This is a genomic window from Exiguobacterium sp. E17S (genome assembly GCF_057772545.1).
On the sequence record NZ_JBYLRU010000006.1, the window covers coordinates 108,208 to 128,711 of the forward strand.

General features: G+C 48.8%; 16 protein-coding genes. 12 read left to right on the forward strand and 4 right to left on the reverse strand.

The annotated features are described in order from the left end of the window. The first annotated feature begins 17 nt into the window (after window positions 1-17). The 7 genes from atpA (at window position 18) to mreB (ending at window position 7,620) form a co-directional block, all read left to right on the forward strand. A complete protein-coding gene (atpA, locus tag AC3B4V_RS14925) occupies window positions 18-1,526 on the forward strand; it encodes a F0F1 ATP synthase subunit alpha (protein ID WP_035395863.1) in 1,509 nt (502 codons plus the stop codon). Window positions 1,527-1,568: 42 nt separating this feature from the next. Continuing rightward, complete coding sequence (atpG, locus tag AC3B4V_RS14930; RefSeq protein ID WP_214747105.1) at window positions 1,569-2,420, forward strand: ATP synthase F1 subunit gamma; 852 nt, start codon at window positions 1,569-1,571, stop codon at window positions 2,418-2,420. 36 nt (window positions 2,421-2,456) lie between these two features. Further along, on the forward strand, window positions 2,457-3,875 hold the full coding sequence (gene atpD, locus AC3B4V_RS14935; RefSeq protein WP_023469494.1) for a F0F1 ATP synthase subunit beta: 1,419 nt from the start codon (window positions 2,457-2,459) through the stop codon (window positions 3,873-3,875). 26 nt (window positions 3,876-3,901) lie between these two features. Beyond that, window positions 3,902-4,315: a F0F1 ATP synthase subunit epsilon gene (locus tag AC3B4V_RS14940; protein WP_023469493.1), complete on the forward strand. Its 414-nt coding sequence runs from the start codon at window positions 3,902-3,904 to the stop codon at window positions 4,313-4,315. 348 nt (window positions 4,316-4,663) lie between these two features. Then, complete coding sequence (locus AC3B4V_RS14945; protein ID WP_230088486.1) at window positions 4,664-4,864, forward strand: DUF1146 domain-containing protein; 201 nt, start codon at window positions 4,664-4,666, stop codon at window positions 4,862-4,864. A gap of 251 nt (window positions 4,865-5,115) precedes the next feature. Next, complete coding sequence (murA, locus tag AC3B4V_RS14950) at window positions 5,116-6,420, forward strand: UDP-N-acetylglucosamine 1-carboxyvinyltransferase (RefSeq protein WP_058704128.1); 1,305 nt, start codon at window positions 5,116-5,118, stop codon at window positions 6,418-6,420. 219 nt (window positions 6,421-6,639) lie between these two features. Then, window positions 6,640-7,620, forward strand: a complete 981-nt coding sequence (mreB, locus tag AC3B4V_RS14955; protein ID WP_050676945.1) for a rod shape-determining protein MreB — start codon at window positions 6,640-6,642, stop codon at window positions 7,618-7,620. A gap of 427 nt (window positions 7,621-8,047) precedes the next feature. Here the strand turns inward: mreB and AC3B4V_RS14960 are convergent, their stop codons facing one another. After that, a complete protein-coding gene (locus AC3B4V_RS14960) occupies window positions 8,048-8,917 on the reverse strand; it encodes a glycoside hydrolase family 18 protein (protein ID WP_064299246.1) in 870 nt (289 codons plus the stop codon). Between the two features lie 180 nt (window positions 8,918-9,097). Between AC3B4V_RS14960 and AC3B4V_RS14965 the strand changes: the two genes are divergently transcribed. Beyond that, window positions 9,098-10,297: a multidrug efflux MFS transporter gene (locus AC3B4V_RS14965; protein ID WP_064299247.1), complete on the forward strand. Its 1,200-nt coding sequence runs from the start codon at window positions 9,098-9,100 to the stop codon at window positions 10,295-10,297. 45 nt (window positions 10,298-10,342) lie between these two features. On the opposite strand, the gene AC3B4V_RS14970 is transcribed toward AC3B4V_RS14965, so the two are convergent. Continuing rightward, window positions 10,343-13,117: a sensor domain-containing protein gene (locus AC3B4V_RS14970; RefSeq protein WP_488378805.1), complete on the reverse strand. Its 2,775-nt coding sequence runs from the start codon at window positions 13,115-13,117 to the stop codon at window positions 10,343-10,345. Window positions 13,118-13,427: 310 nt separating this feature from the next. Between AC3B4V_RS14970 and AC3B4V_RS14975 the strand changes: the two genes are divergently transcribed. Beyond that, on the forward strand, window positions 13,428-14,216 hold the full coding sequence (locus tag AC3B4V_RS14975; protein WP_488378806.1) for a flagellar hook-basal body protein: 789 nt from the start codon (window positions 13,428-13,430) through the stop codon (window positions 14,214-14,216). A 12-nt stretch (window positions 14,217-14,228) separates the two neighbouring features. Next, complete coding sequence (locus tag AC3B4V_RS14980; RefSeq protein ID WP_058704123.1) at window positions 14,229-15,011, forward strand: flagellar hook-basal body protein; 783 nt, start codon at window positions 14,229-14,231, stop codon at window positions 15,009-15,011. A 52-nt stretch (window positions 15,012-15,063) separates the two neighbouring features. On the opposite strand, the gene AC3B4V_RS14985 is transcribed toward AC3B4V_RS14980, so the two are convergent. Together AC3B4V_RS14985 and AC3B4V_RS14990 are read right to left on the reverse strand one after the other, a co-directional pair. Further along, complete coding sequence (locus tag AC3B4V_RS14985) at window positions 15,064-15,912, reverse strand: NAD(P)-dependent oxidoreductase (RefSeq protein WP_064299250.1); 849 nt, start codon at window positions 15,910-15,912, stop codon at window positions 15,064-15,066. A 100-nt stretch (window positions 15,913-16,012) separates the two neighbouring features. Next, window positions 16,013-18,553, reverse strand: a complete 2,541-nt coding sequence (locus AC3B4V_RS14990; RefSeq protein ID WP_488378807.1) for an ATP-binding protein — start codon at window positions 18,551-18,553, stop codon at window positions 16,013-16,015. A 250-nt stretch (window positions 18,554-18,803) separates the two neighbouring features. Here AC3B4V_RS14990 and AC3B4V_RS14995 point away from each other — a divergent pair, with 250 nt between their 5' ends. Together AC3B4V_RS14995 and AC3B4V_RS15000 are read left to right on the forward strand one after the other, a co-directional pair. After that, window positions 18,804-19,961, forward strand: coding sequence for an AI-2E family transporter (locus AC3B4V_RS14995; RefSeq protein WP_488378808.1), 1,158 nt, complete (start codon window positions 18,804-18,806; stop codon window positions 19,959-19,961). Between the two features lie 66 nt (window positions 19,962-20,027). Next, window positions 20,028-20,351, forward strand: coding sequence for a winged helix-turn-helix transcriptional regulator (locus tag AC3B4V_RS15000; RefSeq protein WP_029342725.1), 324 nt, complete (start codon window positions 20,028-20,030; stop codon window positions 20,349-20,351). Window positions 20,352-20,504 lie beyond the last annotated feature (153 nt).

Genomic DNA, 20,504 nt, shown 5'->3' on the forward strand with positions numbered 1-20,504 from the left:
AAATAGGGGTGAAACGCATGAGCATTAGAGCTGAAGAAATCAGCGCCCTGCTTAAAGCGCGTATCGCGCAGTACGGTTCTACGATGGAAGTGAACGAGACAGGTACGGTCATCCAAATCGGTGATGGTATCGCTCGTGCACACGGACTCGACAACGTCATGTCGGGAGAGCTCGTAGAATTCGCTAACGGCACAATGGGCTTGGCGCAAAACTTAGAAGAAGGCAACGTCGGTATCATCATCCTCGGTGACTACCTTGAAATCAAAGAAGGCGACTCTGTTCGCCGTACGGGTCGCATCATGGAAGTACCAACAGGAGACGCACTCCTCGGACGTGTCGTTAACCCACTCGGTATGCCAATCGATGGTCTTGGTCCAATCGAAACAGAACACTACAACCCGATCGAGCGTAAGGCGTCTGGCGTCATGGCGCGTAAATCGGTACACGAACCACTTCAGACGGGAATCAAGGCGATCGATGCCCTCGTTCCAATCGGTCGTGGACAGCGTGAGTTGATCATCGGTGACCGTCAGACGGGTAAAACGTCGATCGCGATCGATACGATCATCAACCAAAAAGAAGAAAACATGATCTGTATCTACGTCGCAATCGGACAAAAAGAATCAACAGTCCGTGGCGTCGTCGAGACGCTCCGTAAAAACGGTGCCCTCGATTACACGATCGTCGTTTCGGCAGCGGCTTCACAGCCAGCTCCACTTCTTTACCTCGCACCATTCGCAGGTGTCGCGATGGGTGAACACTTCATGGACCAAGGCAAACACGTTCTTGTCATCTATGATGATCTTTCAAAACAAGCAGCTGCTTACCGTGAGCTTTCACTTCTCTTGAAACGCCCACCAGGCCGCGAAGCTTACCCAGGGGATGTCTTCTACCTCCACTCACGCCTTCTTGAGCGTGCGGCGAAGTTGAACGACGAGCTTGGCGCAGGTAGTTTGACTGCCCTTCCGTTCATCGAAACACAAGCGTCGGATATCTCAGCTTACATCCCGACGAACGTTATCTCGATCACGGATGGTCAAATCTTCCTTCAATCGGATCTCTTCTTCTCAGGTGTCCGTCCCGCGATCAACCCGGGTCTCTCGGTATCGCGTGTAGGTGGTTCGGCTCAAGTAAAAGCGATGAAGAAGGTAGCGGGTACGCTCCGTCTTGACCTCGCATCTTACCGTGAGCTTGAAGCATTCGCACAGTTCGGATCTGACCTTGATAAAGCGACTCAATCGAAGCTTAACCGTGGTGAGCGGACAGTTGAAGTCTTGAAACAAGACTTGAACCAACCACTTACTGTCGATAAGCAAGTCATCATCATCTATGCCTTGACTCGTGGTCACCTTGATGATGTTGCTGTAACGGATATTCGTCGTTTTGAAAAGGAACTCAACCTCTGGCTCGATCAAAACCGCAAACAACTTTGCGATGAGATCCGTAAGACAGGTAACCTTCCAGCAGACGAAGAGCTCGTAGCAGCAATCTCAGAATTTAAGAAAACGTTCCAAGCGACGGTTTAATCCGGCGGAACGCTCTTGATACTAACAAGGTGGTGAATCGAAATGGCATCGTTGCGCGAGATACAAACGCGGATCAACTCGACGAAAAGTACGAAACAGATCACGAAAGCGATGAACATGGTTTCGGCGTCGAAACTGAACCGCGCTCAAGCACATAGCGCGAAGTTCCAACCTTACATGCTGAAAATGCAAGAGGTACTCGGAACCATTGCGAATGGCACGACAGGTGCGAGCCATCCGATGCTCGAGAAACGTCCCGTCCAAAAGACGGGCTACATCGTCATCACATCGGATCGCGGCTTAGCTGGTGCATATAACGCCAACGTGCTGCGTGAAGTCTACCGGGAAATCAAAGAAAAGCATACTACGGACAGTTACGTTCTCTTCGTGGTCGGTAAAGTCGGTGTCCAGTTCTTCCGTTCACGCGGAATCACGGTCACGGATGCGATCACAGGCTTGAACGATTCTCCTTCGTATGTCGACGTCGCTGAAATCGTGAAGCGCACAGTGAGTGCGTTCACGATCGGCGAAATCGACGAGCTCAAGCTGTGCTACAACCACTTCTTATCTGTCATCAGCCAAGAAGTGAAAGTCGAAACCCTTCTCCCACTCGGAGAAATCGAAGCTTCGTCTTCGACGACTTATGAGTACGAGCCAAGCGAGGAACAAATCCTTGCGGAACTCCTCCCGCGTTATGCGGAGAGCTTGATCTTCGGTGCGCTTCTTGACGCGAAAGTAGCAGAACATGCGTCACGTATGACAGCAATGCAAAGTGCGACAGATAACGCAGATGACTTGATCGGTCGATTGACTCTCGTCTACAACCGAGCTCGACAAGCTGCGATCACGCAAGAAATCACAGAGATCGTCAGTGGGGCTGCTGCGCAGCAGTAATCCCGACTGGCGTAACGATAGGTAGGAGGAAACACGATGAACGAACTCGGTTTAAAAGGCCGCGTCGTCGCGGTCATGGGACCTGTCATCGACGTTAAGTTCGAAGGACACTTACCGAACATCTACAACGCGCTTCGTATTCAATATACGCCGCAAACTGTAGAAGAAGTGGCTATCGACTTGACGCTTGAGGTCGCCCTGCACCTTGGTGACGACGTCGTCCGTACCATTGCGATGGACTCTACGGATGGAGTACGCCGTGGAATGGAAGTACTCGATACGAATGCTCCAATCTCGGTACCCGTCGGAGAAGCGACACTTGGTCGCGTCTTCAACGTACTCGGTAACCCAATTGATGAAAAAGAAATCGCTGCTGACGTGGAACGTCTTCCGATCCACAAAAAAGCACCGACTTTCGATAACCTTTCAACGAAAGTTGAAATCCTCGAGACTGGAATTAAAGTCGTCGACTTGCTCGCTCCTTACATCAAGGGTGGTAAGATCGGTCTCTTCGGTGGTGCCGGTGTAGGTAAGACCGTCCTCATCCAGGAATTGATCAACAACATCGCCCAAGAGCACAGCGGTATCTCGGTATTCGCAGGTGTTGGTGAGCGAACTCGTGAAGGAAATGACTTGTTCCACGAGATGACGGATTCAGGCGTTATCAAACAAACAGCGATGGTCTTCGGTCAGATGAACGAACCACCGGGTGCACGTCTTCGTGTTGCCTTGACTGGTTTGACAATGGCAGAATACTTCCGTGATGAGCAAGGACAAGACGTTCTTCTCTTCGTTGATAACATCTTCCGTTACACACAAGCAGGTTCTGAGGTATCGGCCCTTCTCGGTCGTATGCCATCTGCCGTTGGTTACCAGCCAACACTCGCAACAGAGATGGGTATGCTCCAAGAGCGAATCACATCAACAAACAAAGGTTCGGTTACATCGATCCAAGCAGTTTATGTACCAGCCGATGACTATACTGACCCGGCTCCTGCGACGACGTTTGCTCACTTAGATGCAACGACGAACCTTGAGCGCCGTCTCTCTGAGATGGGGATCTATCCTGCCGTGGATCCACTTGCTTCGACATCACGCGCCCTTTCACCGGAAATCGTCGGCGAAGAGCACTACGGTGTTGCACGTCAAGTTCAGGAAACACTTCAGCGTTATAAAGAACTTCAAGATATCATCGCAATCCTCGGTATGGACGAGTTGTCAGAAGACGACAAATTGACTGTACACCGTGCGCGTCGTATCCAGTTCTTCTTGTCGCAGAACTTCCACGTAGCTGAGCAGTTCACAGGACAAAAAGGATCGTACGTCCCAGTTAAGGACACGATCCGCGGCTTCAAAGAAATCCTCGAAGGTAAACACGATGACTTAACGGAAGAAGCATTCCGTCTCGTTGGTCCGATCGAAGATGCGATTGAAAAAGCGAAGGCGCTTGTCTAAGTGACAAAGCATAAGGGGGACTTGAGATGAACACACTTCATGTCAATATCGTCACCCCGGATGGCGAAGTGTATGATGGCGATATCCGTATGGTCGTTGCGAAGACGATTTCTGGTGAGATCGGGGTTCTCCCGCACCACGTCCCACTCGTAACACCACTCGATATCAGCATCTTGAAGTTGCGCCACGAAGATGGCGGACGCACGTTGATCGCTATCAGCGGTGGCTTTATGGAAGTGCGCCAGGATACTGTAACGGTTCTTGCGGAAACTGCGGAGCAAGCAGACAAGGTCGACTATGACCGTGCTGCAGCTGCGAAGGTTCGTGCAGAACGTCGTCTCCAGGACACGAAATTATCAGAACTCGAATTCAAGCGTGCTGAACTTTCACTGAAACGAGCAGTTAACCGTCTCAGCTTGAAAGACTACGGTCGCGATTGATTTGATGAAACCCCGGTTCCGTTCGTGGAACTGGGGTTTTTTTGTACAAATCATCAATGATTTTCCGTATGGCAACCGTTTTCGCAACACGATGAAGGATACAGGTTTAAAATACTGCAAAAATGTAAAAGTACACTATATGCCTCGTCTTCACGAATTCTTCAACCTTTTTTCAGTAGAAGACCAAATTTATCTTCAATAAATATATTTTATACGCTAAAATTAATTCAGCGTGTTCTTTTTTGTTTGCGCAATCATTCATTTTATGAAATCATAGTAGAGTTGAAGAAACTATGAAGAAGAGGTGCAACGAAAGTGACATCTATTGGTGTGAGTGCGTTAGTTAGTATGCTGGTCTATATCGTAGCGATTTTACTCGCTTGGTGGTCCTTATTACCAGTCAAATGGGAGAAAATCCTGCAACATCCTAAAGGACCGCATGCGGTAGCCTTACGAACGATTCTTGCGATTGCACTCGGATCCATCGTAGCGCGCTTTTTACTGGATTATGCCGGTTTTGCACAACGTCTTCAGTTTTTAATCGGGTGAACTTGTAACTGCATTGTAAACCCTGAAATGGTAATTTGTTTTACCATGGAACAGGACACTGCTCTTTCAATGAAGGAACACAGTCATTTAGCAATCATCTAACATTACAATCGAAACGTCGTATTGGCTTTGTAGTAAGAGATCAACTATAGGGAAGTTTCTTTTCTAACATTCGTTGAATTCCAACTATGATCCTCACCAATCACGAATTGAACATACTAGAACAGAAACGAAGCAGAGGAGTAGGGAGAATGGAAAAAATCGTTGTCCGTGGCGGACGTAAATTAGCTGGAACAGTCAAAGTAGAAGGTGCAAAGAACGCGGTCTTAAAAACACTTGTCGCGACATTGCTTGCATCAGAGGGACAATCAGTTCTTCAAAACGTACCACGTCTAGCAGACGTCTATACAATCAATAACGTCTTACGCAACTTGAACGCGGAAGTCGAATTCGACGCAGAAGCGAACACGGTGACGGTCAATGCAGAGCCGAATCTCAAAGACGAGGCACCACTCGAGTACGTGCGTAAAATGCGAGCTTCGATTCTCGTCATGGGTCCATTACTTGCACGCCTCGGGCGCGCACGTGTCGCAATGCCAGGTGGATGTGCAATTGGATCACGTCCGATCGATCTTCACTTGAAAGGATTCGAAGCGATGGGCGCAAAAACAATCATCGGAAACGGATTCGTTGAAGCACATGTCGACGGTCGCCTCCAAGGTGCAAAAATCTACCTCGACTTCCCATCTGTCGGTGCGACAGAAAACATCATGATGGCTGCGACACTCGCAGAAGGAACGACAGTCATCGAGAACGTCGCAAAAGAACCAGAAATCGTTGACCTTGCGAACTTCTTGAACGCAATGGGCGCAAAAGTCCGCGGTGCAGGTACAGAAACGATCCGCATCGAAGGCGTCGAGAAATTACACGGTGCAACACACTACGTCATTCCTGACCGAATCGAAGCAGGTACGTTCATGATCGCTGCTGCGATCACAGAAGGTGACGTCGAAGTCATCGGCGCAGAGCGCGAACACCTTCGTCCACTCATCTCGAAAATGGAAGAGATGGGCGTTAAGATCACGGATACAGAAGAAGGTCTCCGTGTCGTCGGTCCAGCGAAACTCGAAGCAGTCGACGTCAAGACGATGCCACACCCAGGCTTCCCGACAGATGTTCAAGCACAAATGATGGCACTCGTCCTCAAAGCAGGCGGCACATCAGTTATCACGGAAACGGTCTTCGAAAACCGCTTCATGCACGTTGAAGAATTCCGTCGCATGAACGCTGACATCAAGATCGAAGGTCGTTCATCGATCATCAACGGTGGCGTACAGTTGCAAGGTGCAGAAGTTCTTTCAACGGATCTTCGTTCAGGTGCAGCACTCGTCACAGCAGGATTGATCGCTGAAGGCGAAACACGCGTTGGTGCACTTCACCACATCGACCGTGGATACGTCGACTTCCACTTGAAGTTACAAGCACTTGGTGCAGACGTAGAGCGTGTGACAGAAGAAGCGGTAGTCGTTGAAGAAACAGCTGCTACAAAACTTTAAGCAATTATATAAGAGCATCATCCCATTTTGCGGGATGGTGCTCTTTTTTGTCGTCTTTTAAAAATGACGACAATGAAATCCGAAAAGCAGAAAAAGAAAGTCGTTTCACGAGGGGGCATATGCTAGAATTGAAAGGTATGTATACATAAATGGGTTAGACGTCCAAACGACGTTCTATATTTTGGAAGAATAGCCAGTGGGTAAAGGAGAGCACACGAGATGTTTTCAAGAGATATCGGAATCGACTTAGGGACGGCGAACGTCGTCATTCATGTCAAAGGGAGAGGCATCGTCCTCGATGAGCCATCGGTCGTCGCGATCGATAAGGCAACAGGTAAGATTCATGCGGTAGGTACGGAAGCACACTTGATGGTAGGGCGGACACCGGGGAACATCGTAGCCATTCGACCACTTCAAGACGGTGTCATTGCTGATTTTGAAATGACGGAAGCAATGCTTCGCCATTTCATCGATAAGATTGAAGTCCGTAAGATGTTCGGTGGAGTCCGGATGTTGATCTGTACACCAGCAAGCATCACGACGGTTGAGGCGAAGGCAATTCGTCAAGCCGGTGAAAAGTCAGGTGCAAAGACGGTCTTCCTCGAAGTCGAGCCGAAGGTCGCAGCAGTTGGTGCCGGAATGGACATTTGGATGCCAGCAGGGCACATGGTCATTGATATCGGTGGCGGAACGACGGATGTTGCCGTACTTTCAATGGGTGATATCGTATGCGGAGAGACGATCAAGGTCGCAGGAGATCGTTTCGACCACGACATCATCCGTTCGATCAAGGATACACATAAGCTCATCATCGGGGAACGGACGGCACAAGCGGTCAAGACAACGGTTGCCACTGTATCAGAAGACGGACGTCGCGAGCAGATGGACATTCGTGGACGAAATCTCGTGACGGGTTTACCACACAACATCACGGTGACATCGGAAGAGATGCACGATGCGCTGGCGGAAGCAGCGATGGAGATCGTCGAGGCAACGAAGCGTGTGCTCGAGAAGACACCACCGGAGCTTGCAGCAGATATCATCGACCGTGGCATCATCTTGACAGGTGGGGGCGCGTTGCTGGACGGAATTGATCAACTGCTTGCAAAAGAACTCGGTCTACCGGTTCTGATCGCAGAAGATCCGATGTTATGTGTCGCACGCGGTACAGGAATCATGCTCGATAATCTTGGGAAGTAAGAGCGTGTCAGCGTAAAGGATATGATCTCTCGTAAAAGTTCATTCCTATAACGACCGTCTTGTCCTTCTCGCTTTCCACAGGCGGCTTACCTATCCCTGACGAAAGTGCTGCTTGCACTTTCTTTTCCTGCAGGAGTCGAGAATGGACAAGTTCGTTCGATATGAATCAAACCAATAGGGAGTCCAGTTTCCGAAGTACGTATCGGAAACTGGACTCCCTTTGTTTTAAACATAATGCAATGCCATGGTACTAAATGATCATGTGTCTCCTTGTGCTTCATCCGACTCCTACAGGGAAAAGCGCGATTTTGCGCTGTCAGAGACAAACAAGACCCGGCTTCACTGTTATACGAACAGTGAAGACTGGCTTGTGTCTCGCCTGAGGAAAGCGGATGAAAAGCAAAGGGGGCAGACAGATGAAGATAGCTCACTGCGTACTACGCATGAACGCTTGGTACGCTTCAAAATCATGATAGACGATCGCACTTGGCGGTAGTGAACTGGCCATCGTTTGATTGACGAGCTGATTCAGCTGCGTCCGCGTCTTGCCATAGAACGTGATGTCCGGTGTCTCGGGAAGTTCAGTGAACTCGATCGCATACGATAACGTGTGATTGTTGCTTGCGGCATAGAGTGCGTCCGTCATCGTGATCGCACCAAGTCCATTCCCACCACCATAGACGGTCCGGTAACTCATCAACGTGACTTCGTCGGCGAGCTCCATTGCCCACTCGCTGAGAGGGCGACCGTTCGCATCCTGTACGGTATGGAACCAGAACGGGAGAAACAGTTGAAGCGGTAGTCCTTCAGCGGACGCTTTCTCGCGAAAGGCGAGTAAGATCCGCTCATAGGAGGCGATGACACGTGGTTGGTCCGTCTCCCATTCCGGTAAGGCATACGGTTCGAGATCAACGCTGATGCCATCCGGGTGACTGATCGTTTCCTGTTGATAGGTCGAGATCCAGGCTAACGGATCCTCGACGTTCGGTCGAGCTGTTGTTCCTTCGTTTGTGATCCAGCGTGGCTGTCCGAATAGGAAGTACACTTCAATGCCGACAGCGTGCGCTTTTTCAACGAATGTTCGGTAGAGAGTACGGTCACCCTCGACAGCGACATGCAGATAGACACGTTTCATCTGTCTGTTTGCCAGCTGATTGATCTTCGTTGAAATGGATTTGGCCTCTGGGATGGACCAGATGACCGTGTGACGAGTGACGGAAACGGCAGCTGAACTCTTGAGTGGTAGTCCGAATTGAAGCAACGACAGACAGACTACGCCAATCAAAAAGCGTTTCATTTCAATTTCACTCCTTCGTGTGGATTACCTTACTATCGGTCGTTGAGCAGTCGCTTATATGCATCAAAGGTCCTGTTCTACACTTTGACAGTTCAAATCCTAGACATTTCATAATGTGAAGTGTATATTAAAAGTTGTTGCATTGAAATGAATTGTCAAATAAAAGGAAGTGATGCCACAATGCCATTGTGGAAAAGAAATTTAGTAGTCGTCTGGTTCGGTAGTTTTTTGACCGCTGCAGCCCTCAGTCTCGTGTTACCGTTTTTGCCTTTATTCATTGAAGAACTCGGTGTCGACAGCCGACAAGATATTACGACCTGGTCCGGTATCGCCTTTGGCGCAACCTTCCTCATTGCTGCGATCGTCTCACCAATCTGGGGTCGTCTCGCCGATCGAAAAGGACGGAAGCTGATGTTGCTTCGTGCAAGTCTTGGTATGTCGATCGTCATGTTCTTGATTAGTTTTGTTCAAGACGTCTACCAACTCGTCTTTTTACGTCTTGTCATGGGAGCCGTATCCGGATTCATCTCAGCCGGTATCACACTCGTTGCTTCCCAAACCCCAAAAGAGAAAAGTGGCTGGGCGCTCGGCACCCTTTCGACCGGTGGGATTGCCGGTGGATTGCTAGGACCTCTCATTGGAGGATTCCTTGCCGACGTTGTTGGGCTTCGACCCGTTTTTCTCTTTACGAGCGTGCCGCTCTTCATCACGTTCCTCGTTACTTATTTCTTTGTCAAAGAAGAATTTGTACCACTGAAAGTCAAAAAGATGGCGTCTGCTAAAGAAGTCATTCAATCACTCCGTCATCCGGAATTGATTTTAAGTCTCTTTTTAACGACGTTCCTGATTCAGTTCGCAGCGCAATCCATCAGTCCGATCCTGTCGCTCTACGTCCGGGAACTCAGTCCGGGTACGGAACGACTCGCTTTGCTATCCGGGATTGTGGCCTCTGCACCCGGGATTGCTGCTTTGATCGCGGCGCAACGGCTCGGTCGGCTGTCTGATAAGATTGGGGCAGAGCGTGTCCTGTTCTTTGCCTTACTCGTCTTTGCGGCGTTCTTGATTCCACAGGCGTTCGTTACGGATACTAGCCAGTTGATCGTCTTGCGGATGGGAATCGGATTTGCAACGGCTGCTTTGCTACCGTCAGTGCAAACCTTGCTTCGTAAGAACACACCAGCGAATTCGTCGGGTCGTATTTTCGGTTACAACCAGTCGGCACAATTCATGGGGAACTTCCTCGGACCACTCGCTGGTGGACAGATCGCCGGTCATTTCGGCTTTGAAGCCTTGTTCCTCTTCACCGGCTTGATCGTCATCACGAATGCCGTGCTCGAACGGACGCAGACCGCCGTCTTGAAAAAGAATCCGAATAACTAATGAAAGCTTCCATCCCCGTTTGATTAAAGGGATGGAAGCTTTTTTTCATACAGTCGATTGTTCGAAGAAGTCGTCGACGCGAGAATGATGGGAGTGATTCAACTGTTCTTGGACGATAAGAGACAAGGCGCGGACTTGGAAGTCAGCGACATAGTAGAAGAGACCGTTATCGAGTTCCGAAATCGACGTCGGTTCAATAAAGATGTCGGGATGTGTCAGGTGGTGCAGTTGCAGGGAGAGTTCCAGTTTATGCTTCACCGGCAATCGAATCGAGGAATAGAAAGAAATCGTTCGATTCGTACAGCGATTGATCAAGATTGGAGACGATCCGACTTGGATCGGCTGCCCATTCAGCTTCGAAATCGTCACCTTCGCATGCAGACTAAGAATTGGCTCCTTCGGTGGAGCGGTTCCCGTATCTTTTGGATAGAGCGTGCCGTTCTCAAGTAGTTGCTTAAATGTCTTGATATCGACGGGTTTACTGAAAAGATAGCCTTGGATCATGTCACATTCTAAGTCCCGATAGAGGTTCAGTTGTTGCATGTTTTCGATACCCTCCGCAACGACGGTCAAACCGAATTCCTTCGCCATGTAGATGACACTTTTAATGACAGAGAGACTCTTTGGATCGTGTTCGGCATGGATCGCGAACGATCGATCAATCTTCAGGCAATGCACCGGATAACGCTGGACATAAGAAATCGATGAATAAGCCGTTCCGAAATCATCGAGTGATAGTTTGACACCGAGATCAACGAGACGGTCGAGTGTCTCGAGGACTTGTCCGCCTTCGAGTAGTACATCGGACTCAAGTAGTTCAATCTCTAACAGATGTCCAGGAACACCGTATTTTTTTAAGTGTCGTTCGACGATACTCGCAAAATCACCGTAGAACAATCGTTTCGGTGATAAGTTGATCGATAGCGGAACGACATGTTCCGGTTGTTCATCGAGTAAATCACGGATTAATTGGCACGCTTGATCGAGTACCCAGTCACCGATGTGGATGTAAAGATCACTTTCTTCTGACAGAGATAAGAAATCCTTTGGCGCCAGTCGTCCCCACTCCGGATGTTCCCAACGGATTAACGCTTCTGCACCAACGATACGTCCACTCCAACTATCGACTTTCGGTTGGTACTCAAGGAAGAGTTGATTTTTTTTGATGACATGGCGTAAATCGCGTTCGAGTTGATAGCGACGGTACATCGTGATGTCGAGTTTCGATGAATAGAACTGGAAGTTACTCTTAGAAATCGACTTGGCACGGCGGAGTGCCGTGTATGTCTGTTTAATCAACTCTTCTGCCGTATGATCGTGATGGACGGAATAGGTAATGCCGATGAAGACCTTCGAAAACAGTTCATAAGACAAGACGTCGAACCGATGATGGGTCAGCTCGAGCAATTGATTAGCAAGTCCGATTGCCCGTGTTTCGTCAATCTTACCTTTTAAGATGATAAGGAATTTATCCCCGAATAGATGACCAATAAATACTTCTTTTTTGATAAGCTTTTTCACAGCTGCACTCGTCTGACGGATCCATTCTTCCCCGATTTCGTGACCGAATCGCTCAGCGAGACGGCTGTGTTGATTAAACGTGACCGTTAATAAAGTGAAAGGGGAACGGTGCTTCAATAATTCCCGAACCTGTTCTAACGTAAAGGCATGATTGGGTAAATCGGTGATCGGGTCATGCATCGACAAGTGCCAAATCTCATGCTGTTGTTCCTTTAGACGCGTGATATCGGTCGAGACACCATAGTGACCGAGAACTTCACCATGTGCATCGATGATCGGGATACACGTCTCTTCGACCCAGAATTGGCGGTCGGGATAGTTTAAACGATAGACGAGTCGAACGACTTCCCCTTGACGAATTTTCGGATATGCCTCTTTCATGAGAATGAGATCTTCTGATGAGACGAGTTTCGTCCACAGTTGATGATCCTGTTCGATTCGCCGGAGATAATCGGTATACGGTTCAAGGAATCCGGCAGCATGAAATGTCACGGTATTGTCTTTATAACGATGCTCGTAAGCGGTCGTATGCAGCGACGTGAAGAACTTTTTAAGGGAGGCAATCGCAAGATCCCGTTCTTGCTCGAGCTGGATGAGCGGTGTCGCATCCTTAAGAATGAAGAGGAGTGAACTCGGAATCGTATCCGTCTGAACGACACCTTCACAGTGGACGATCTTTTGGAATTGACCTCTGCGCCCCATCCGTAACTGCATCGAGAAGATTGGAATTTGCCCCATATGCAGTGCGAGACTTTGTTCGCGGAAAATCGTTCGATCTTCTGGATGGAGCTCTTCAAGAAAGTCATAGGTATCCATCTTCGCTAAGTGATTCTTAGAAAGTTGTAATAGTGTAGCGAGAGAGGGAGATGCGACGATTTCTTTCGACGTTGGGAAGTATTCAACGAAACTGACCCCTTCGATCGCGTTCGTCAATCGATCTTTCATCAATAAGCGCTGGTAATCGGTTCGGAGTTCCTGTTGCTGTGATACATCACGGGCAATCCCATAAAGACCGATGATGACACGTTGGTCGTAAATCGGGATGTTCGTGACGTTCAACGTCAACCAGTGTCCGTCTTTATGACGAACTGTCGTCGTGAAGTGGACGGTTTCGCCCGAATAGACGCGTTTCTTGAACTGTTTGACTTCCTCTACATCATTGGGCTTTAAAAACGTTTCGAAATGGAGTTGCTTAAGACTATCCCGGTCATAACCGAGCATAAGCGGAAATTTATTGTTGAAGGAAATGAAGTGACCTTTTGTATCCATCGTATAGACGGCATCCGGATGATTTTCCAAAAAATAAGTGACGTCGGACAGTGTGTATAAATCCAAAGACCCAGGCACAGTTCGTTCAGTGGCACGTTTTTTAAAGAAGCTCATAGGTTTCACCTCGAGGATCATGTTTTTGTTGTTTATAGCATAACAATATTTGTAAATTTTGAATATGTAATCTATTTAAAAAAAGGCAAACGTGATTATAATAGGTCTTTTGATTCATCTCTTCCGAACATTACCTTTTTGTTCAAAAAAGCTCATAATTGATGAAGAAGCGACCGATATACTAAGAGGAAAGAATTGAACATGAAGTCAATGAGGAGATGAACGCATGCTACGAGGAATGTATACGGCGTCGAATGCGATGCAGGCATTACAACGCCAACAGGAAATGCTCAGTAATAACTTGGCGAATGCGCGGACGCCGGGCTTCCGTGCTGATCAAGCGTCACTCCGGACGTTTCCGGAGATGCTGATTCAGCAGACAGCAAACAATGAACGGACAGGTGTGCGGGGAGTCGCGACGGTCGGAAAGCTTGCGACCGGTGTCTTTATGCAGGCAGCGACACCAAACTTCACGCAAGGTTCAATCACGGAGACGGGCAATGCGACGGACTTGCAAATCAGTTCGCTTGAAGGGGCACCGCTCTTTACGATTCGCCATCAGGATCCGTTGACGGGAGAGGAAGAGACACTTTACACGACGAACGGACAGTTCACCGTCGGACAAGACGGGTTACTCCGGACGACGGAGAATGATCTTGTCCTCGATACGAACGGTCAACCACTCGACGTCGTCAATGAAGATTTCCTCGTTGACGCGAACGGTGCCGTCACGGACGGAAACGGTCAGGCAATCGGTAACCTCGGTCTCGTCGTAACCGATCAACCAGAGACGCTTGAGCGGACAGGCAACGGCTTGTTCCGATCAGCTAATCCGTTAAACGCTGGAAACGTCCGGGTCGATCAAGGTGTACTCGAACTTGGGAACGTCGAGGTCGAACAGACGATGGCGGAGATGAATGCCGGTCTACGCCAGTTCGAAGCCAATCAAAAAGTCATTCAAGCGTACGACCGGACAGCGGAGAAGGCTGTTTCCGAAATCGGACGCGTTCGCTAATAGGAGGATACGATGCAATCAATCTATACATCCGCAAGTACGATGGGACAGTTGCAAAAACAGCTCGACACGACTGGTCAAAACCTGGCTAACGTCGATACGAACGGCTATAAACGTCGAGATGCCCAGTTCAATGAACTGCTCGTCCGTAACATCAACAACCAAGCGACAGGTTTTACGCCAGGTCCGTTGACGACACCAGAAGGACTTCGACTCGGTGTCGGAGGTTACGTCGCAAACGAAGCGACGCGCTTTGGCGTCGGAACGTTCCGGACGACAGACCGAAAACTCGACGCAGCGCTTGGGAATCCACACCATTTCTTCGGTGTCATCGATACGGATGGCGTAACGAAGTTCACGCGTGACGGAAACTTCCAGTTGTCACCGCAAGCAAACGGACAAGTCCTGCTGACAGATGATGCCGGACGTTCTGTCATCAACCAGGCGAATGATCCGATCGTTTTGCCGGCGAACGCGACAGAGATTGAACTGAACAAGGACGGCAACATCACGGGGATCATAAACGGGGATCGGCGTGTCCTCGCTCGAGTGGGTGTTGCGGACATCCCGAACTACGGTGAATTGACGGAAGTCGGCGGTGGTTTGTTCACGGCGACCGGACAATATCAGAATGCAGCGGGCAATCCGTTGACGGTCGGTCGGCTTGAGACATCAAACGTCGATATGGCGCTTGAGATGACGAACTTGACGCAGCTGCAGCGGGCGTATCAGTTCAACTCGAAAGCGTTGATGACAAGTGATCAGATGATGGGGATCGTCACGTCTCTTAAATAATCTCACAGCAAAAGGGTGAGGCTTCTCATATCGAGAGGCATCACCCTTTTCATTATTTTTCTTGTAACGCGAGATAAATCGCTGCCATGTCCGCATCACCATAAGTCGGTTTTGCTTCAGCATAGCTAGCGTCCGTCGCCTGTGCGAGTGGCAGCTTGATTTGTTGGCGTTTTGCTTCCGCCGTGATCAGCCCTAAATCCTTTGCCATCAGACGGAGCGGGAAGGCAGACGGGAAGTCGTTCTTCCGGTACATGTCGCGTTTGCCGGTGAAGAGCGGGGTGTTCATCCCGGAAGCACTTATCATCTGAATCAGCTTCTCTTTCTCGAGACCCGCACCTTCTCCAAGCAACAATGTCTCCGCGACCCCTTGCCCGACGACAGCAAGCAATAAATTAATGGCGAGCTTCGCTGCACTGCCTGAGCCATGTGATCCGAAATGAATCGTTTCTTTGCCGAGTAGGTCAAGATAGGGCTGACAAGCCGTGACGACGTCTGCGTCACCGCCAGCAAGCAAGACGAGCTGTCCGCTTTCTGCAACGGGAACGGAGCCCGAGACCGGCGATTCGAGATAGATGCCATCGCGCTCTTCGACGAGCCGTGCCATCTTCTTTGTCTCTTCCGGTGAGATTGTACTCAAGTTGACGATCGTCTTACCTGTGAGGTCGTCTGTTACACTCTCGAGAACGGACGCGACAGCTGGTCCGTCCGCGAGCATGACGAAGACGATATCGCTTTGACGCACGACGTCCTGTGCTTCTTTGACAGCTGTTGCTCCTCGTTCAGTCAGTGGAGCTGTCTTTTCATACGTCCGGTTGTAGACGGTCAAGCCATGCCCACCGTCAAGTAGACGTGTTGCCATCGGTACCCCCATATGTCCTAAACCAATCCATCCAAGTTGCATGTCGATTCCTCCTTATCCTAATACGCTTTTGACTATACCCCGCACGTCGTCGAATCTAACGACAAAAAAGACCGTCCACATGATGTGAACGGTCAGGTGATTAATCTTCATACGTGAGGATGGTCGAGATAACAGCAATCGGGAAACGGATCGTAAAGGTTGATCCAACACCGACGACGGATTCGACATCAATCGTTCCGCTGTGGTGTTTAACGATCTCCTTACAGATCGATAGACCAAGACCGGTCCCACCGATTTTCCGTGTCTCGGAGTTATCGACACGGTAGAACTTATCGAACAACTTCGGAAGCGCGTCTTGTGGAATCCCGATGCCTTCATCCTGGATCCGGATTTGGGCGAAACCAAGTTCATTTGTAATCCGTATCAAGACTGTCCCACCGCTCGGTGAGTACTTGACGGCATTGCTGAGCAGGTTGTTCAGTAATTGCTTCATCTTTTCTGCGTCGCCGTCGATCATGATCGGTCCACGCGCCTCGAAATCAATCGTGTGCGTCTCGTGTGAGACATCATAGAACTCAATCAAGTCCTGGGCGAGTTCGACAACATCGAACGTCGTCATCTCATACCGATGTTCACTCGACTCCATCCGTTGAACATCGAGGAAATCATTGACGAGCGTCGTCAGGCGACCGGTCTCGGAGTGGATCGTCTGGAGATATTTCCGTTGCCGTTCTTCCTCGAACCGTTTATTAAGCATCAGCTCGGTGAAGCCATAGATCGAAGAGAGCGGTGTCCGTAACTCATGCGAGACGGTCGAGACGAACTCTTCCTTCATCCGCTCGGCTTCCGTTTCTTTCGTCACGTCACGAAGGACAAGCATCGTACCGACCCATGTGCCGTCGACTTCAATCTTCTCAGCGTAAATCTGGATATAGGTACTGTGCTTACGGATCGAGACAATCAAGCTATCTTTCGGTAAATCGAGTTCGACGATCTGTTCGATGTAGCGTTCGAATGCTGCCGGTTCATCAATGATGTCAGCTAATGCCTGCATCGCTTGCTCGAAGGCAGAGCGATCTTCATCCTCAAACTGAGTCGGGACTTCCGGGAACAACGTCATCAGCGGTTCGTTGACGAGTAACGCATCTGTCTCATGTTCGATGTAGACGACAGCTTCCCGAATCGAGTTCAACAGTTGCGTCGTCTTGTTTTTCTCACGGATCATTTCTTCATAGATGCCCATCCGTAGAAGCGAGAGAGACAACTGATGCGAGAACGACAGGATGTCGCTCATTTGCTCCGTCGTGAAAGCATCACGATAACGAACGAGATAGATGCAGGCGATCATATGCTCTTTTGACGGATCCATGACCGGTACCGCGACCTCATACATATAGTACGGATACGGAAGCGGACTCTCGTGTGCGACCTGTTTCGATGAATGAACAGGACGCTTTAAGAGACGCGCCCGGTGCAAGAGTGACTGATCGTCAGAGACAAGACGACCGACCATCTCTTCCGTCATCCCGTAATCGATCGTCGAGCGGACTTCTTGTTGATCGAGGAACAACAGGGCGCCAATCTCGGAATGCGTGATCGAGACGAGCTTTTCGATGATTTCCGGATAAGCTGTCAACGTCTCACGAGAAGCGAGCGTCTCCGTCAATTCGTTGCGATACTTCAGGTGTTGTTCACTGCGAAGCGTGATATCAAGTGCTTCTTCGAGTTCCTCCTGCTGCGCTTGCAATTCTTCTTGCTGGGCGACGAGTTCTTCTTGTTGTGCTTGGAGTTCTTCGTTCTTCGCCAACATATGGACCTTGTTATCGGCAATCGATGCCGCCATCTGATTGAACGATGTCGTCAGTGTATACAACTCGTCCTTCCGTTTAGGCAAGGGGATCGCTTGAATATCTTCTCCCGTCGCAAGTAAGGCGCTATCACGAGACAAGGCATTGACTTGTTTTGTAATGCGACTGATGAATGGACGCACTAGCGATAGGAGAACAAGAATCAAGACGACGAGATTCGAGAGCCAGATGAACTGGGCGACACGCATTTCGCCAAGGAGATCGTTCTTCGCATCGACTTCTTTCCCTTGGATCAGCGTCAGATAATCAGCAAGTAACGTATCAATCCGTGTCATGTCGACATCAGCGTCTGATAAACTGACCGATCCACGTAACGTACCGTTTTCAGTGAACAAATCTTTCCCGTTCGACAGGGCTGCTAGTGTATTCGGATCAACAAAATCTTCGTTGATCTTTCCGTCTTTTTTTCCTTCGACGTATTCGTTGAGGAGTGGAAGCGACGTTCCGAAATAATCGTCATACATTTGACGTGTCGCGATTGCGTATTCTTGACCTTGCTCATATACCGCATATTTCTCAAACCATGTCGTCAAACGGTTGATCTCCTGTTGGTTTGTCTTGACGGCATCAAGTGTTTCCTGTGAGCCGGTCAATAAGTAAGATTTCACGTTACTTTGCGCGACGGTCCACTCGCTTGCGAGCGCATTCGCATTCGTCCGCCGTTCACGTAAATCATCGAATGTCGCATTCGCCTGATCGATTTTCTGTTCCGTATAGAAGTAAACGATTCCGGACGTGATGCTGAGAGCGACGAACACCATATAGAAGGCGAACATCAATTGGCGACCGATGGTATGATTGATCCATTTCACTGGGGTATCCTCCGTATTCTATTTTTACATGTATCAAAAAGATTGCTTAAATGCCGAATACACTTATCTTACGTAGATTTGAAGGTCTCGGCAAATCTGAATCTGCAAAATTGACTAAAACAAATATATCATATATGTGTTAAACGATAACGAACTATATATTTTCTAAGAATAAGGATTAAGAAGTATCGTTTTAAGGAAAACTTAAAGAGGATATTGAACTTCATTTTTTAAGTAGGGAAGTGGTTAGATGCAAAAAATGTTTGAAAACAAATGGTACCGATTCGCCTGGTGGGTCATGACGTTACTGATCATTGTCTGGATTGGCGATCATGTCACGTTCCTGTTCCGACCGGTCGCGATTCTGCTTCAGATGGTCGCACCACCCCTCGCGATTGCTGGGATTCTCTATTATGTCTTGTTACCAATCGTCGAGTTGCTCGAGAAGAAGATGAAGCGGCGGCCCGCTGTCTTGATCGTCCTCGTCGGTTTGATCGGAATATTGACGACACTCGGATTCATCTTTGGTCCGATGTTGTCGGAGCAAATCACGCAGTTCGTCAATTCGATTCCGACACTTGCGACACAGTTCCAGCGGCAATTGATTGATGTGCGGGAACAACTGGAGAACAGTGCAGCCTTTTCACGCTTCCTGTCAGGACCTGATAACTTGTTCAATAAGTTCTCTGGGAACATCTCGGAGTATGCGTCGACGTTCCTAAAGAATATCGGTACAGGTGTCGGTGGGTTCGTCAGTGTTCTGACGACGACAGTCGTGACGATCGTCATCATTCCGATAATGCTGATCTACATGTTGCTTGATGGGGATAAGCTGAAAGGCAATCTCGTCAAGCTGATGCCGTACGAGTATCATAAGGAAACGAAGAAAATTCTCGGGGACGTTCACTTGACGATCATGAGCTATATCCGGGGGCAAGTCATCGTCAGCATTGGTGTCGGGATCATCGCCTATATCGGGTATCTGATTATCGGAATCGATTATGCGTTGTTGCTTGCGTTGTTTGCGACACTGACGAACATCATTCCGTTCCTCGGACCTGTCCTCGGTGTCATTCCGGCCTTGATCGTCGGGTTCATTCAGGATCCGATTCTTGCGATTTATGCGATCATCGTCATGACGGTTGCGCAACAGATTGATTCGCACATCATGTCACCACTCGTGCAAGGGAAGACGCTTGACGTTCATCCGTTGACGATCATCATTGTCTTGCTCGTTGCCGGGAACATCGCTGGATTTTTCGGCGTCTTGCTCGGTGTTCCGTTCTACGCTGTCATGAAGGTCGTCATCCTAAATATTCGTCGTCTGTATCATCTCCGGTCGCAAAAAAAGATGGTCATCACAGAGGAAGAGAAGACGTTCGATACAATCATCACTGATCGCGATTGAGTTTTGAAATTCCTTTAAAAGTGCGTCATACTGAAAAGGTAGCTAAGAAAAGGGGGCAGGAATCAGATGGATTCACGTCATACCGAAGAACAAGCCGATTTACTGGCGTTGCAAAAATTTCAACACAACTTCGAGAACAGCTTGAAGTCGAGCATCATTTATCTCTTACGTGATGGTGCGTTGACGATTGGAGAACTCGAGCAACGGATTGATCAGTCGCACGGTCAAATCCTCGAGCAATTGCAGGAATTGATTGAAGATGGGCTCGTCATTCAGCAGATGTCCGAGAAAGTGCATGGACTGGCCTATTATTTGACGGCACCTGCCGAAGATCTCGTCCGACAGTTCAAAGAATCGATCCGGTGGAGTAAACAGCACATCCGATACTAAAAAGCAGGATTCTAGACCTACGAGCAGACGCTCGTAGGTCTTTTTACGTTTTTTGAAATTATGCTCATATAAAATTAAATTAAGCTGTTTTTACACAAAATGGATAGAAATAGTATGGAAATAAAATTACAAATATATATTAACTAAGTAAAT

Bases quoted from the DNA above. Each gene is read 5' to 3' on its own strand.
- atpA (WP_035395863.1), top strand. From the start codon at position 18: ATGAGCATTAGAGCTGAAGAAATCAGCGCCCTGCTTAAAGCGCGTATC.
- atpG (WP_214747105.1), top strand. From the start codon at position 1,569: ATGGCATCGTTGCGCGAGATACAAACGCGGATCAACTCGACGAAAAGT.
- atpD (WP_023469494.1), top strand. From the start codon at position 2,457: ATGAACGAACTCGGTTTAAAAGGCCGCGTCGTCGCGGTCATGGGACCT.
- AC3B4V_RS14940 (WP_023469493.1), top strand. From the start codon at position 3,902: ATGAACACACTTCATGTCAATATCGTCACCCCGGATGGCGAAGTGTAT.
- AC3B4V_RS14945 (WP_230088486.1), top strand. From the start codon at position 4,664: ATGCTGGTCTATATCGTAGCGATTTTACTCGCTTGGTGGTCCTTATTA.
- murA (WP_058704128.1), top strand. From the start codon at position 5,116: ATGGAAAAAATCGTTGTCCGTGGCGGACGTAAATTAGCTGGAACAGTC.
- mreB (WP_050676945.1), top strand. From the start codon at position 6,640: ATGTTTTCAAGAGATATCGGAATCGACTTAGGGACGGCGAACGTCGTC.
- AC3B4V_RS14960 (WP_064299246.1), bottom strand. From the start codon at position 8,917: ATGAAACGCTTTTTGATTGGCGTAGTCTGTCTGTCGTTGCTTCAATTC.
- AC3B4V_RS14965 (WP_064299247.1), top strand. From the start codon at position 9,098: ATGCCATTGTGGAAAAGAAATTTAGTAGTCGTCTGGTTCGGTAGTTTT.
- AC3B4V_RS14975 (WP_488378806.1), top strand. From the start codon at position 13,428: ATGCTACGAGGAATGTATACGGCGTCGAATGCGATGCAGGCATTACAA.
- AC3B4V_RS14980 (WP_058704123.1), top strand. From the start codon at position 14,229: ATGCAATCAATCTATACATCCGCAAGTACGATGGGACAGTTGCAAAAA.
- AC3B4V_RS14985 (WP_064299250.1), bottom strand. From the start codon at position 15,912: ATGCAACTTGGATGGATTGGTTTAGGACATATGGGGGTACCGATGGCA.
- AC3B4V_RS14995 (WP_488378808.1), top strand. From the start codon at position 18,804: ATGCAAAAAATGTTTGAAAACAAATGGTACCGATTCGCCTGGTGGGTC.
- AC3B4V_RS15000 (WP_029342725.1), top strand. From the start codon at position 20,028: ATGGATTCACGTCATACCGAAGAACAAGCCGATTTACTGGCGTTGCAA.